Origin of the sequence: Pseudomonas sp. IT-P171, assembly GCF_949767765.1 — a bacterium.
Classification (GTDB): Bacteria; Pseudomonadota; Gammaproteobacteria; order Pseudomonadales; family Pseudomonadaceae; genus Aquipseudomonas; species Aquipseudomonas fluorescens_B.
On sequence record NZ_CATKQN010000058.1, the window covers coordinates 190,649 to 205,812 of the forward strand.

A 15,164-nucleotide genomic window follows, 5' to 3' on the forward strand; every position below is an offset into this window, starting at 1 on the left:
TGTCTATCGCAGGCAAGTCCATAAGTGTCATTCACTCCTTGTCTGACCGCTTTTGAGCGGCAGGCTACAACCCGTAAGGAGCATTCATGCGTCATTACGAAATCATCTTTTTGGTCCACCCGGATCAAAGCGAGCAAGTCGGCGGCATGGTTGAGCGTTACACCAAGCTGATCGAAGAAGACGGCGGCAAAATCCACCGTCTGGAAGATTGGGGCCGTCGTCAACTGGCCTACGCAATCAACAATGTTCACAAGGCTCACTACGTGATGCTGAACGTTGAGTGCACTGGCAAGGCCCTGGCCGAGCTGGAAGACAACTTCCGCTACAACGATGCAGTGATCCGTAACCTGGTCATCCGTCGCGAAGAAGCCGTTACCGGCCAATCCGAGATGCTCAAGGCTGAAGAAAACCGCAGTGAGCGCCGTGAGCGTCGCGACCGTCCTGAGCACGAAGGCGCTGAAAGCGCTGATAGTGATGACAGCGACAACAGCGATAACGCTGACGAGTAATCCACGGACCTTTTAAGGAGCCTATCAAATGGCACGTTTCTTCCGTCGTCGTAAATTCTGCCGCTTCACCGCTGAAGACGTGAAAGAGATCGATTACAAAGATCTCAACACTCTGAAAGCCTACGTATCCGAGACCGGCAAAATCGTTCCAAGCCGCATCACCGGTACCAAAGCACGTTATCAGCGTCAGCTGGCCACCGCTATCAAGCGCGCCCGCTTCCTGGCCCTGCTGGCCTACACCGACAGCCACGGCCGCTGAGACCGGGCAGTCGACACGTAGCAAAGGATTGAAAGCATGCGTGCCTTAGCTGAGTTCATCATGCGCGGCCGTATGCAGGCCACTCTCGTAGTGGCTGGATGCGCAACATTGCCGTTGTTGTATTGGTTGGGTGCTGCCGCCGGATGCCTTGTGCTCCTGCGGCGCGGATTGAAGGACGCCCTTGGCGTACTTGCTCTGGGACTGCTGCCGGCGTTGATCTGGTGGCTTTACTCCGATGACCCACGGGCACTTCTGGTGCTGCTGGGGTCTTCGAGCCTTGCGTTGGTTTTGCGCGCAAGCGAGTCCTGGAACCGCGTGCTGCTGGTCAGCATAGCGATGGGAGTGGTGTTTGCAGTGGTGCTGGGGACAGCTTTTGCTCCCCAAATCGAGATGCTGGCGCAGGCCTTGATAAAGGTCATGCCGTCGCTACTCGGTGATGTTTACCAGAAGTTGTCGGTAGACGAGCAAGCGCATTTTGCGTCCCTGATTGCACCGGTCCTGACCGGCCTGATTGCGGCCTTGTTGCAAATCGTCAGTGTGCTGAGCCTGATTGTCGGGCGCTACTGGCAGGCGTTGTTGTACAACCCGGGTGGTTTTGGTCGCGAGTTTCGCGCCATCCGATTCCCGCTTTTACCAGCGATGTTGCTGCTGGCGTGCATGCTTCTGGGGCCGAACATCGGTCCACAGATGGCCATGTTGACGCCGTTGTGCAGCGTACCGCTGGTGTTCGCCGGGCTGGCCCTGATTCACGGGCTGGTGGCGCAAAAGCGACTGTCCAGGTTCTGGCTGGTGGGGTTGTACGTCACGCTGTTGCTGTTCATGCAGCTGATCTATCCGTTGCTGGTGGTTCTGGCCATCGTCGACAGCCTGATTGATTTTCGCGGTCGTCTGGTGTCGAAAGACCCCGATAACGCGAACGGTGAAGGTTAAAAGTTAAGAGGATTTTCACATGCAACTGATCCTTCTGGAAAAAGTCACCAACCTGGGCAACCTGGGTGACAAAGTGAACGTTAAGGCTGGTTACGGTCGTAACTACCTGCTGCCTTACGGCAAAGCTACCGCCGCGACCCCAGCCAACCTGGCTGCGTTCGAAGAGCGTCGCGCTGAGCTGGAAAAAGCCGCAGCAGACCGTAAAGCATCGGCTGAAAGCCGTGCCGCCCAACTGGCTGAGCTGGAAGTGACTATCACTGCCACCGCTGGTGACGAAGGCAAGCTGTTCGGTTCGATCGGTACTCACGACATCGCTGATGCACTGACCGCCTCTGGCGTTGAAGTTGCCAAAAGCGAAGTTCGTCTGCCGAACGGCACCATCCGCAACGTAGGCGAATTCGACGTAGCCGTGCACCTGCACGCCGAAGTTGAAGCCACCGTACGCGTTGTCGTGGTAGCAGCTTAAGCAGCACTTGTCGGCTGGCACCCTCGGGTGCTTGTCGGTAACATCGGGCACGATCCTGTTTACAGGTCGTGCCCTTTGTCTTTCTGAACCCCCCCCAGCTTTTCTTAAATAAACCTAGTGGCCATGAACGATATCTCCGCTCCCGAGCAATACGATCTGCAAACCGCTGCCCTGAAGGTGCCGCCGCATTCCATCGAGGCCGAACAGGCTGTGCTCGGTGGTCTGATGCTGGACAACAACGCCTGGGAACGTGTGCTCGATCAAGTCTCCGACGGCGATTTCTACCGGCATGACCACCGCCTGATCTTCCGCGCGATCGCCAAGCTCGCCGACCAGAACTCCCCGATCGACGTCGTGACCCTTGCCGAGCAATTGGACAAGGAAGGTCAGACTTCGCAGGTCGGCGGCCTCGGTTACCTCGGCGAGTTGGCGAAAAACACGCCGTCCGTCGCCAACATCAAGGCCTATGCGCAGATCGTCCGCGCGCGGGCAACGCTGCGGCAACTGATCGGCATCGCGACCGAGATTGCCGACAGCGCCTTCAACCCGGAAGGCCGCACCGCTGAAGAGATTCTCGACGAAGCCGAGCGTCAGATTTTCCAGATCGCCGAGGCCCGGCCTAAAACCGGCGGCCCGGTGAGCGTGAATGACCTGCTGACCAAGGCAATCGACCGCATCGACACCCTGTTCAACACCGACAACGCCATCACTGGCCTGTCGACGGGTTACACCGACCTTGATGAAAAGACCAGCGGCCTGCAGCCAGCCGACCTGATCATCGTCGCCGGCCGTCCGTCCATGGGTAAAACCACCTTTGCGATGAACCTGGTGGAAAACGCCGTGCTACGCAGCGACAAGTGCGTGCTGGTGTACTCGCTCGAGATGCCAGGTGAGTCGCTGATCATGCGTATGCTCTCGTCCCTCGGCCGCATCGACCAGACCAAGGTCCGTGCCGGTCGACTGGACGACGACGATTGGCCGCGCCTGACCTCGGCGGTCAACCTGCTCAACGACCGCAAGCTGTTCATCGACGATACGGCGGGTATCAGCCCTTCGGAAATGCGCGCGCGGACCCGGCGCCTGGTGCGTGAGCACGGCGATGTCGCGCTGATCATGATCGACTACCTGCAATTGATGCAGATTCCGGGTTCCGGTGGTGACAACCGGACCAACGAGATTTCCGAAATCTCCCGTTCCTTGAAAGCCCTGGCCAAGGAATTCAATTGCCCGGTGGTGGCGCTGTCACAGCTCAACCGCTCCCTGGAGCAACGACCGAACAAACGCCCGATCAACTCCGACCTCCGGGAATCCGGAGCGATCGAGCAGGATGCCGACGTCATCATGTTCGTGTACCGGGACGAGGTGTATCACCCGGAAACCGAGCACAAAGGCATCGCCGAGATCATCATCGGCAAGCAGCGGAACGGCCCGATCGGCACGTCGCGACTGGCGTTCATCGGCAAGTACACCCGCTTCGAAAACCTGGCGCCGGGCAGCTACAACTTCGACGACGAGTAACCCGGCAAAAACCTGTGGCAAAGCAGCTTTTGTGGCGAGGGAGCTTGCTTCCGCTTGAGTGCGCAGCGCTCACAAGATCTTGGGGCCGCTTCGCAACCCAGCGGGAGCAAGCTCCCTGGCCACAAAGGCGTGACTTAAGATCGGCGCTCAAAACAACCACCGACATTTCCGACCATAGCCGTCGGAATTGGTTATTTTTTGTGCTATATTCCGCGCCCGCGATTTTTCATCTCAACACCGGTCATCGTCATGCAAACAGCCAAGCCGTTATTTGACTATCCCAAGTACTGGGCCGAATGTTTCGGTCCAGCGCCATTCCTGCCAATGAGCAGGGAGGAGATGGATCAGCTTGGCTGGGATTCGTGCGACATCATCATCGTCACCGGTGATGCCTACGTTGACCATCCGTCGTTCGGCATGGCGATCATCGGCCGGCTGCTGGAGTCGCAAGGCTTCCGCGTCGGGATCATTGCCCAGCCGAACTGGCAGTCCAAAGACGACTTCATGAAACTCGGCGAGCCGAACCTGTTCTTCGGCGTCGCGGCCGGCAACATGGACTCGATGATCAACCGCTACACCGCCGACAAGAAAATCCGTTCCGACGACGCCTACACCCCCGGTGGCCTGGCGGGCAAACGTCCGGATCGTGCGAGCCTCGTTTACAGCCAGCGCTGCAAGGAAGCCTACAAGAACGTGCCGATCGTGCTTGGCGGCATCGAAGCGTCCCTGCGCCGCATCGCTCACTACGATTACTGGCAGGACCGGGTGCGCAACTCGATCCTGATCGACGCCTGCGCTGACATCCTGCTCTACGGCAACGCCGAGCGTGCGATCGTCGAAGTTGCCCAGCGTCTGTCCTACGGTCACAAGATCGAAGACATCACCGACGTGCGCGGCACCGCGTTCATCCGTCGCGATACGCCGAAAGACTGGTACGAAGTCGATTCCACGCGCATCGACCGTCCGGGCAAGATCGACAAGATCATCAACCCGTACGTGAACACCCAGGACACTCAGGCCTGCGCCATCGAGCAGGAAAAGGGCCCGGTTGAAGACCCGAGCGAAGCCAAGGTCGTGCAGATCCTGGCGAGCCCGAAAATGACTCGCGACAAGACCGTGATTCGTCTGCCATCGGTTGAAAAGGTCCGTGGCGACGCGGTGCTTTATGCTCACGCCAACCGTGTGCTTCACCTCGAAACCAACCCGGGCAACGCCCGTGCACTGGTGCAGAGGCATGGCGAAGTCGACGTCTGGTTCAACCCGCCGCCGATTCCGATGACCACTGAAGAAATGGACTACGTGTTCGGCATGCCTTACGCACGTATCCCGCACCCGGCGTACGGCAAGGAAAAAATCCCGGCCTACGACATGATCCGTTTCTCGGTGAACATCATGCGTGGCTGCTTCGGTGGCTGCACGTTCTGCTCGATCACCGAGCACGAAGGCCGGATCATCCAGAACCGTTCCGAAGAGTCGATCATTCGCGAAATCGAAGAGATCCGCGACAAGGTCCCAGGCTTTACCGGCGTCATTTCCGACCTCGGCGGCCCGACCGCGAACATGTACCGAATCGCCTGCAAGAGCCCGGAAATCGAATCCGCGTGCCGCAAGCCATCGTGCGTGTTCCCGGGTATTTGTCCGAACCTGAACACCGACCACTCGTCGCTGATCCAGCTGTATCGCAGCGCCCGTGCCTTGCCGGGTGTGAAGAAGATTTTGATCGCGTCCGGCCTGCGTTATGACCTCGCGGTCGAGTCGCCGGAATACGTCAAGGAGCTGGTGACCCACCACGTCGGTGGTTACCTGAAGATCGCCCCGGAACACACCGAGGAAGGTCCGCTCAACCAGATGATGAAACCGGGCATCGGCAGCTACGACAAGTTCAAGCGCATGTTCGAGAAGTACTCCAAGGAAGCCGGGAAAGAGCAGTACCTGATTCCGTACTTCATCGCCGCTCACCCGGGCACCACCGACGAAGACATGATGAACCTGGCCCTGTGGCTCAAGGGCAATGGCTTCCGCGCCGACCAGGTGCAGGCGTTCTACCCGTCGCCGATGGCCACCGCCACCGCGATGTACCATTCGGGCAAGAACCCGCTGCGCAAGGTCACTTACAAGAGCGACGCCGTGACCATCGTCAAGAGCGAAGAGCAGCGTCGTCTGCACAAGGCGTTCTTGCGTTACCACGACCCGAAAGGCTGGCCGATGCTGCGTGAAGCGTTGACCCGCATGGGCCGCGCCGACCTGATCGGGCCAGGCAAGAACCAGCTGATTCCGCTGCATCAGCCGGCGACCGACAGCTATCAGAGTGCCCGTCGCAAGAACTCGACGCCGGCGGGCAGCCATAAAGTGGCGGGTGAGAAGACCACCAAGATCCTGACCCAGCACACTGGCCTGCCACCGCGTGCCAGCGATGGCGGCAACCCGTGGGACAAGCGTGAACAGGCCAAGGCGGCGGCATTCGCCCGCAACCAGCAGGCAGCCAAGGAGCGCAAGGATGCGGCCAAAGGCAAAGGACCCAAGCCTGCGCGCAAGCCGGTGGTACCACGGTAAACACTGACCGCTGACAACAGAACGCCAACCTTCGGGTTGGCGTTCTGCGTTTCTGGATCGGTGATCACCTGTGGCGAGGGCGCTTGCTCCCGCTCGACTGCGAAGCAGTCGCAAACCAGCTGGCACGTCTTGATGGAAGGGACTCATTACCTGATTCAGGGCCGCTGCGCGCCCCAGCGGGAGCAAGCGCCCTCGCCACAATGACGGCGTACACTCACTCCTGCGCCACAAATGCGTGCAACTCCCCCAAACCAATTCTCCGCATTGCCCGATTTTGGTGCTGTACTGCCTAAGCAAATCTATGAAAGCGCCAGCGCCACTGGATGGCATAAGTCTTGCGCGCTTTCGAATACGCTCAAGGCTCGCAGGAGGCACGCCGTGTCGATTCATGTCGCATTGCACCACGTCACGCATTACCGCTACGACCGCGCCGTCGAGCTCGGGCCGCAGATCGTTCGCCTGCGCCCGGCCGCCCACAGTCGCACGCGGATACTGTCGTACGCGCTGAAAGTCTCGCCCGAGCAGCATTTCATCAACTGGCAGCAGGATCCCCAGGGCAATTACCTGGCGCGGTTGGTGTTCCCGGAGAAAACCGCGGAACTGCGGATCGAAGTCGATCTGCTGGCAGAGATGGCGGTGTTCAATCCGTTCGACTTTTTCCTCGAGCCTTACGCCGAACAGATCCCTTTCACCTACGCTGCCGACGAGCGCAAGGAACTGGCGCCGTACCTGGAAACCTTGCCCCTGACGCCGAAGTTCAAGGCGTATCTGGACGGTATCGACCGCACGCCGTTGCCAAGCGTGGATTTCCTTGTCGCGCTGAACCAGCGGCTGAGCGAAGACATTGGCTACCTGATTCGTATGGAGCCGGGTGTGCAAACGCCTGAACACACGCTTGAGCATGCCTCCGGTTCCTGCCGCGACTCGGCGTGGTTGCTGGTGCAATTGCTGCGCAATCTCGGGCTGGCCGCTCGTTTCGTCTCCGGCTACCTGATTCAACTCACCGCCGACGTCAAAAGTCTGGATGGCCCTTCTGGTACCGAGGTGGACTTCACTGATTTGCACGCCTGGTGCGAAGTCTATTTGCCGGGGGCCGGCTGGATCGGCCTGGACGCGACGTCGGGGCTGTTTGCCGGTGAAGGACACATTCCGTTGGCGTGTAGTCCCGATCCGGGCTCTGCGGCACCGATCAGTGGCTTGGTGGAACCGTGCGAGTGCGAATTCACCCATGAAATGTCCGTGGAGCGGATTTGGGAAGCGCCGCGGGTCACCAAGCCCTACACCGAGGATCAATGGCTGGCGATCCAGGCGCTGGGCCGGCAGATCGATGCCGACCTGCTGGAAGGCGACGTTCGCCTGACCATGGGCGGGGAGCCGACCTTCGTCTCCATCGATGATCCAGACGGCGCCGAGTGGAACACTGCTGCGCTCGGGCCGGACAAGCGTCGCCTGTCCGCCGAATTGTTTCAGCGCATGCGCAAGCGTTACGCGCCCAAGGGCCTGGTGCACTTCGGTCAAGGCAAGTGGTACCCCGGCGAGCAACTGCCGCGCTGGTCGCTGAACTGTTACTGGCGTCGGGACGGCGTGCCGATCTGGCACAACAGCGCGCTGATTGCCGACGAGCAGGAAGACTACGGCGCCGATGGCGAGCTGGCGGGGCGCTTTCTGGCAAGTGTCGCCGAACGTTTGAAAATTCCGACACGTTTTGTGTTCCCGGCTTACGAAGACAATTTCTATTACCTCTGGCGCGAAGGCACGTTGCCGCAGAACGTCAGCGCCGAAGACTCACGACTGGAAGAGCCGCTGGAGCGTGCGCGTCTGCGTAAAGTCTTCAGTCAGGGGCTGGATAAAGTAATCGGCCAGGTCCTGCCGCTGGCGCGCACCGCCAAGGGCGATCAATGGCAAAGCGGTCGCTGGTACCTGCGCGACGAGCACTGCCGCTTGGTGCCGGGGGATTCGCCGCTGGGCTATCGCTTGCCGCTGGGATCGCAGCCGTGGGTCAAGGCCGCCGAGTATCCGTTCATCTATCCCAACGACCCTAACCAGGAATTCCCGGCGCTTCCGGACACCCAGCAGCTGAACAGCCCCGGAGCCGCGGCTGAAGCGGTCGAGCGGGATCTGGAGGTCGACGAATCCGCCGACTGGCTGACGCGCACCGCGTTTTGTGCCGAGGCGCGGGAAGGGCGCTTGTACCTGTTCATGCCGCCGCTGGAGCGGGTCGAGGATTATCTGGAACTTGTCACCGCGATCGAGGCCACGGCGCAGGAGTTGCACTGCCCGGTGTTGCTGGAAGGCTATGAGCCGCCGAGCGATCCGCGTCTGAGCAACTTCCGCATCACCCCGGACCCGGGCGTGATCGAGGTGAACGTGCAGCCGTCCGCCACATGGGACGAACTGGTCGAGCGCACCGAGTTTCTCTACGAAGAGGCGCGCCAGACCCGGCTGACCACCGAGAAATTCATGATCGATGGCCGACACACTGGCACCGGCGGCGGTAACCATTTCGTACTGGGTGGCGCGACGCCGGCTGACTCACCGTTTCTGCGTCGTCCCGACCTGCTGCGCAGCCTGATCAGTTACTGGCACAACCATCCGTCGTTGTCCTACCTGTTCTCCGGGCTGTTCATCGGCCCGACGTCCCAGGCACCGCGCGTCGATGAGGCACGCAACGATGCGCTGTACGAGCTGGAAATCGCCTTTGCACAAATGCCTGAACCGGGCGAAGAGTGCGCGCCATGGCTGGTGGATCGGTTGTTGCGCAACCTGTTGATCGACGTGACTGGCAACACCCACCGCGCCGAGTTCTGCATCGACAAGCTTTATTCACCGGACGGCGCGACGGGGCGCCTTGGTTTGCTGGAGTTGCGTGCCTTTGAAATGCCACCGCATGCGCGCATGAGTCTGGCGCAACAGTTGTTGCTGCGAGCGCTGGTCGCGCGATTCTGGCGCGAGCCTTATGCGCCGCCGAAACTGGCGCGCTGGGGCACTGAATTACACGACCGGTTCCTGTTGCCGCACTTTATCGAACAGGATTTCGCCGATGTCATCGTTGATCTCAACGCCTCGGGTTACCCCGTGCGGGCCGAGTGGTTTGCCGCGCATCTGGAGTTCCGCTTTCCCAAGGTCGGCGACTACGCCGTCAGCGGCATCGAACTGGAAGTGCGCCAGGCGCTCGAGCCGTGGCATGTGCTGGGCGAGGAGGGCGCCGTTGGTGGCACGGTACGGTATGTGGATTCTTCCCTTGAGCGTTTGCAGGTCAAGCTCACCGGCCTGCCGCCGCAACGTTATTTGCTGACCTGCAACGGCGTTCCGGTGCCCTTGCAGCCCACCGGGCGGGTTGGCGAGTTCGTGGCCGGCGTGCGTTTCCGCGCCTGGCAGCCGGCCAACTGCCTGCAACCGACCATTGCGGTCCATGCGCCGCTGGTGTTCGACCTGCTCGACACCTGGATGCAGCGGTCGCTGGGGGGCTGTCAGTACCACGTCGCCCATCCGGGCGGGCGCAACTATGACAGCTTGCCGGTGAACGCCAATGAAGCCGAAAGTCGGAGAATGGCGCGTTTCTTCCGCATCGGACACAGCCCAGGGAAACTTCCTATCCCGATTCTGGAAGTTAACGACGAGCTGCCGATGACTCTCGATTTGCGACGTTTCTAAACCGTACGCGACGCTCGGATTTTTCGTATATCCGGGCGTCATGAGCCTGCGTTAGTCTGACCGTTCCTTGCTGTCTGCCGAGCTTTCCATGCCTGACCTGCTAGACCGCTACCCGCTGACGGCGGGCACTTATCACGAACTGCTCGACAACAGCGGCGCGGTGCGTTTGCACTGGCGTCGGCTGTTCGACCAGTTGCAACGCAGTACGCCCGCGCAGCTGGTGCAGCGTCAGGCACTGCTGACCCGGCAGATCCAGGAAAACGGCGTGACCTACAACGTCTACGCCGATCCCAAGGGCGCGGATCGACCGTGGGAGCTGGACCTGCTGCCGCATGTGATCGCCGCGGATGAGTGGGCGCTGTTGTCAGCCGGGATCGCACAGCGGGCGCGTCTGTTGAATGCCGTCCTGGCGGATTTATACGGGCCGCAGCGGCTGATCGCTGAAGGCTTGCTGCCGGCTGAACTGGTGTTCGGTCACAACAACTTCCTCTGGCCCTGTCAGGGCATCACGCCGCCCGACGGGGCCTTTCTGCATCTGTATGCCGTGGATCTGGCGCGCACGCCCGACGGGCGCTGGTGGGTCACGGCGGATCGGACTCAGGCACCGTCCGGCGCGGGTTACGCCCTGGAAAACCGCACGATCGTGTCCCGGGCCTTCCCCGAGTTGTACCGAGATTTGAAGGTGCAGCATCTGGCCGGGTTCTTCCGCACGCTGCAGGAAACCCTGGCCCGTCAGGCTCCGAGCGATGATGAAGCGCCGTTGGTGGTACTGCTGACACCGGGGCGTTTCAACGAAAGCTACTTCGAACATCTGTACTTGGCACGGCAGCTCGGTTATCCGCTGGTGGAGGGTGGCGACCTCACGGTGCGCGATGCCACGGTGTACCTGAAAACCCTGAGCGGCCTGCGTCGCGTCCACGCGATCATGCGTCGCCTCGACGACGACTTCTGCGATCCGCTGGAATTGCGCACCGACTCTGCGCTGGGCGTGCCGGGCCTGCTCGAAGCCGTGCGGCAGGGGCGAGTGCTGGTGGCCAACGCGCTGGGCAGCGGCGTTCTCGAGTCGCCAGGACTGTTGGGCTTTCTACCGAGGATCAATCAATTCCTGTTCGGCGAAGAGCTGATTCTGCCCTCCATCGCCACATGGTGGTGCGGCGAAGCGCCGGTGCTGGCCCAGGCATTGGAAAAGTTGCCGGAGCTGCTGATCAAACCGGCGTTTCCTTCGCAGAGTTTTGCGCCGGTATTTGGCCGTGACTTGAGTGAAAAACAGCGCCAGACCCTTGCTGAGCGCATGCAGGCGCGACCTTACGCCTATGTGGCGCAAGAGCTGGCGCAATTGTCGCAGGCGCCGATCTGGCAGGCTGAGGACGGTCAGTTACAGCCTCGGGCGATCGGCATGCGCATGTATGCGGTGGCCAGTCGCGATGGCTATCGGGTGCTGCCCGGTGGTTTGACCCGTGTGGCCGCCGAGGCCGATGCCGAAGTGGTGTCGATGCAACGTGGCGGCGCGAGCAAGGACACCTGGGTGCTGGGGGATCGGCCACCGAGCGGCGAGCAGTGGAAAGCCCAGCGCAGCATCGGCGTGCACGACCTGGTGCGGCGCGATCCGTATCTGCCGTCCCGGGTCGTGGAAAACCTGTTCTGGTTCGGCCGCTACTGTGAACGCTGCGATGACAGCGCTCGGTTGCTGCGGATCATGCTGGCGCGCTACGTCGACGGCGATGACCCGCAAGCTCTGGAGGCGGCTGTCGAACTGGGCGAGCGGTTGATGTTGCTGCCCGATGAAGGCGAATTGCCTGAACGGTTACTGGCGGCGCTGCTCGGCGACGACTGGCCGTTCAGCCTGCGTTCCAACCTGCAGCGCTTGCAGTGGGCGGCTTCGCAGGTGCGCGGCAAGCTCTCGCGGGAAAACTGGCAGGCGCTGGTGGAGTTGCAGCGCGAGGCAATCGAGCTGGAAACCGAAGAGCCGGATTTCGGCGAGTTGCTGGATTTCCTCAACCGTCTGGTGATGTCGCTGGCGGCGCTGTCGGGTTTTGCCCTCGACGACATGACCCGGGACGAAGGCTGGCGCTTCCTGATGATCGGCCGGCGGATCGAGCGCCTGCAATTTCTCAGCGGCAGCCTGGCGGCGTTCCTGCGCGGTAGTGGTGCCTTCGACCAGGCCGGACTTGAATGGCTGCTGGAACTGGGCAACAGCAGCATCACCTACCGCTCGCGGTATCTGGCGGTGGCGCAATTGATTCCGGTGCTGGACCTGTTGCTGCTCGATGAGCAGAACCCTCACGCCGTGTTGTTCCAGCTGAAACTGGTCACTCGCACCCTCAAGCGGTTGAACGATGATTTTGCTGTGCCGCGCGAAGCGGGGCTGCCGCACTTGGTGGAACGGCTGGCGCGCTTCGATCTGGGGTGCCTGGAGAATTCGTTGTTCGGCGATGCCAGCGTTCGTGCCGCCATAGAGGGTCTGGCCGATCTGCTGCAAGAGATCGCTGACGCCAGCGGACAAGTGTCGGATCGTCTGGCGTTGCGCCATTTCGCCCATGTCGATGATGTCAGCCAGCGCACGGTGTCCGTCTGATGAGCGCCCGTTACCAGATTTTCCACGACACCCATTATCACTACGACAGCCCGGTGTCCCTCGCCCAGCAATTGGCACACCTGTGGCCGCGATCGTGTGCCTGGCAGCGCTGCACCGAGCAGCAATTGCAGATCAGCCCCGATCCGACATCGCGCCGGGACGAGCTGGATGTGTTTGGCAACCCGCTGACCCGACTGGCATTCGAGCGGCCGCACGATGAACTATTGGTCAACGCCCGGCTCACCGTCGAAGTGATGTCCCGGCCAACGCTGGATTTCAATCAATCCCCGGCCTGGGAAGACACTCGCAACGCACTGACCTACAGCAGTCAGCCGCTTTCTCCTGAATTGCTGGAAGCTTGCCGTTACCGGTTCGAATCGCCCTATGTGCATCTGAAGCGCAACTTCGTCGAGTTCTCGGAAAGTTGTTTCCCCGCGGGCCGTCCGTTGTTGCTCGGCGTTCAGGCGCTGATGGAGAAAATCTTCAGCGAGTTCACCTTCGACGCCGAAGCGACGCAGGTGGCAACGCCACTGGTGGAAGTGCTGGAGCGCCGGCGCGGGGTTTGCCAGGACTTCGCTCACCTGATGCTCGCTTGCGTGCGTTCCCGCGGGTTGGCGGCTCGTTACATCAGCGGTTACCTGCTGACTCAGCCACCGCCCGGCCAGCCACGGCTGATCGGTGCCGACGCCTCGCATGCCTGGGTTTCGGTTTTTTGCCCGATGCTGGGCTGGGTGGATTTCGATCCGACCAACAATGTGCAGCCGGCGCTGGAACACATCACCCTGGCCTGGGGCCGGGATTTCTCCGATGTCTCGCCGTTGCGGGGGGTGATTCTGGGGGGCGGTAATCACGACCCGGAAGTCCGCGTCACCGTAATGCCACTGGAGTAACGCAGGGCCAGCAGCGTAACTGCTGACCCTGGACACAGATCCGGTGGGCCTGATCAGATCATCGGGCCCTGAGGGTCTCAGGCGTCGGGCGCCTGATCTTTCGGTGCTTCAACATCACTTTCTGCGGCCACTTCACCGTCTGTTTCCGGGTTCAGTGCGGCGGCTTCTTCTTCAGCTGTAGCTTTCTTGCGCTGAAGCTTTTCCTCTTTCTTCTGCTCCTTGGCCAAGTCTCTCTGACGTTTGGCGAAGGAATAATTAGGTTTAGCCATGGGCGATCCTCTGGGGTCGAAGGTGAGGTTGAGCGGCGCATATTCTGCCCTGTATCGGTGCCGAGCCGTTAGCTGGGTTTTTGCTCTGTCCACTTTGGCACCACGGTCGGCTGCCAGGCATCCAGGGCATCGAGCAGGGTTTGCGGCGATTCGCTCAGTTGCAGCATGTCACGGTGCGCTTCGCGAACGAAGCCTTCGCCGACGATATGATCAAGAAAACCAGTCAATTTGCTGTAGAAGCCGTTCACTTCCAGCAGACCCAGTGGTTTGCCGTGGTAGCCGAGCTGGCCCCACGTCCAGACTTCGAACAGTTCCTCCAGAGTGCCCAGGCCGCCGGGCAATGCGATAAATGCGTCGCTGAGCTCAGCCATCCGCGCCTTTCGCGCATGCATGCCGTCGACCACTTCGAGGCGAGTCAGGCCGCTGTGGCCGATTTCCTTGTCCTTGAGGCTTTGCGGGATGATCCCGATCACTTCACCGCCGGCTGCCAGTGCGGCATCGGCCACAATCCCCATCAACCCCACGGCGCCGCCGCCATAGACCAGGGTCAACCTGCGCTCGGCCAATGCTCGCCCCAGGGCGACAGCCGCTTCACGATAAGCCGGGTTGGTGCCGGTGCTGGCACCGCAAAATACACTAACGGATGCTAAAGACATGCCTTGCTCCAGGGTCAGGATGGCCACAGAGTAAAGGCTGAGGCGCTGCGCTCCAAGGTCTAAACTTCGCGTTGGGACGTTTCACAGGTACCACTGGCGCCACAGGCATAAGCGGCGAGCAAACTGCACAAAAAGCTGTTGATCGACATGACAGACGCTCCATATTGGTGATGACGACCTGATGATAGGGCCGCCCTGGACGTCTGGCTGGTAGATTATTTGGATAGGTGTCATAGCTCTAAAGTTGTATACAATTTTTGATTCAGGTCATAGGAACTTGCGAAGTTTTCAGGCAGTCTTCTGTCCATTCGCACTTTTGTTTACCCCCGCCTTGGAGATTCACCATGTTTGCCAAACTTGTTGCGGTATCCCTGCTGACACTGGCCAGCAGTCAATTGATGGCTGCCGAGTGCAAGACGACCATCGACTCCACCGACCAAATGTCCTTCAACACCAAGGCCATTGAAATCGACAAAAGCTGCAAGACCTTCACCGTTGAACTGACCCACTCCGGCAGCCTGCCGAAAAATGTGATGGGTCATAACTGGGTGCTGAGCAAAGAGGCTGACATGCAGCCGATCGCCACTGACGGCCTGGCTGCCGGTATCGACAAGAACTATCTGAAGGAAGGTGATGCGCGCGTTATCGCCCACACCAGAATCATCGGTGCCAAGGAAACCGACTCGGTGACCTTCGACGTGTCGAAGCTTGATGCTGCCGAGAAATACGGCTTCTTCTGCTCGTTCCCGGGCCACATTTCGATGATGAAAGGTACGGTTACGCTGAAGTAAGCGAATCGGGTTCATAAAAAAAGCGTCCTGCGAGGGACGCTTTTTTTGTGCCTGACATTTGACCGAGTCATCGTTCATCGCTAGCAGGCTAGCG

General features: G+C 60.5%; 12 protein-coding genes. 10 read left to right on the forward strand and 2 right to left on the reverse strand.

Going from position 1 to position 15,164, the window contains the following annotated elements:
• Window positions 1-86 precede the first annotated feature (86 nt).
• From rpsF to ACM6I5_RS27105, 9 genes are all read left to right on the forward strand, one after another.
• A complete protein-coding gene (rpsF, locus tag ACM6I5_RS27065; RefSeq protein ID WP_003217491.1) occupies window positions 87-509 on the forward strand; it encodes a 30S ribosomal protein S6 in 423 nt (140 codons plus the stop codon).
• Between the two features lie 28 nt (window positions 510-537).
• Window positions 538-768, forward strand: coding sequence for a 30S ribosomal protein S18 (gene rpsR, locus ACM6I5_RS27070; protein ID WP_002551829.1), 231 nt, complete (start codon window positions 538-540; stop codon window positions 766-768).
• Window positions 769-804: 36 nt separating this feature from the next.
• Window positions 805-1,698: a hypothetical protein gene (locus tag ACM6I5_RS27075; RefSeq protein ID WP_414885028.1), complete on the forward strand. Its 894-nt coding sequence runs from the start codon at window positions 805-807 to the stop codon at window positions 1,696-1,698.
• A 19-nt stretch (window positions 1,699-1,717) separates the two neighbouring features.
• Entirely contained in the window at window positions 1,718-2,164 is a 447-nt protein-coding gene (gene rplI, locus ACM6I5_RS27080) for a 50S ribosomal protein L9 (RefSeq protein ID WP_007939577.1), read from the forward strand.
• Between the two features lie 123 nt (window positions 2,165-2,287).
• On the forward strand, window positions 2,288-3,682 hold the full coding sequence (dnaB, locus tag ACM6I5_RS27085; RefSeq protein WP_017336265.1) for a replicative DNA helicase: 1,395 nt from the start codon (window positions 2,288-2,290) through the stop codon (window positions 3,680-3,682).
• Window positions 3,683-3,931: 249 nt separating this feature from the next.
• Window positions 3,932-6,235 (forward strand): YgiQ family radical SAM protein, encoded by a 2,304-nt coding sequence (locus tag ACM6I5_RS27090; RefSeq protein WP_017336266.1) that lies wholly within the window; start codon window positions 3,932-3,934, stop codon window positions 6,233-6,235.
• Window positions 6,236-6,613: 378 nt separating this feature from the next.
• Window positions 6,614-9,889, forward strand: a complete 3,276-nt coding sequence (locus ACM6I5_RS27095) for a DUF2126 domain-containing protein (protein ID WP_414885029.1) — start codon at window positions 6,614-6,616, stop codon at window positions 9,887-9,889.
• A gap of 88 nt (window positions 9,890-9,977) precedes the next feature.
• Window positions 9,978-12,464, forward strand: a complete 2,487-nt coding sequence (locus tag ACM6I5_RS27100; RefSeq protein ID WP_017336268.1) for a circularly permuted type 2 ATP-grasp protein — start codon at window positions 9,978-9,980, stop codon at window positions 12,462-12,464.
• Window positions 12,464-13,354: a transglutaminase family protein gene (locus ACM6I5_RS27105; protein ID WP_017336269.1), complete on the forward strand. Its 891-nt coding sequence runs from the start codon at window positions 12,464-12,466 to the stop codon at window positions 13,352-13,354. Before ACM6I5_RS27100 ends, ACM6I5_RS27105 begins: the two co-directional genes overlap by 1 nt.
• A 77-nt stretch (window positions 13,355-13,431) precedes the next feature.
• Here ACM6I5_RS27105 and ACM6I5_RS27110 read toward each other — a convergent pair whose 3' ends face one another.
• Window positions 13,432-13,623, reverse strand: coding sequence for a hypothetical protein (locus ACM6I5_RS27110; protein ID WP_017336270.1), 192 nt, complete (start codon window positions 13,621-13,623; stop codon window positions 13,432-13,434).
• A 68-nt stretch (window positions 13,624-13,691) separates the two neighbouring features.
• The gene (locus tag ACM6I5_RS27115; protein WP_414885030.1) at window positions 13,692-14,279 is read right to left on the reverse strand and encodes a TIGR00730 family Rossman fold protein; all 588 of its coding nucleotides are present in this window, start codon (window positions 14,277-14,279) and stop codon (window positions 13,692-13,694) included.
• Between the two features lie 344 nt (window positions 14,280-14,623).
• Here ACM6I5_RS27115 and azu point away from each other — a divergent pair, with 344 nt between their 5' ends.
• On the forward strand, window positions 14,624-15,070 hold the full coding sequence (gene azu / locus ACM6I5_RS27120) for an azurin (protein ID WP_414885031.1): 447 nt from the start codon (window positions 14,624-14,626) through the stop codon (window positions 15,068-15,070).
• Window positions 15,071-15,164 lie beyond the last annotated feature (94 nt).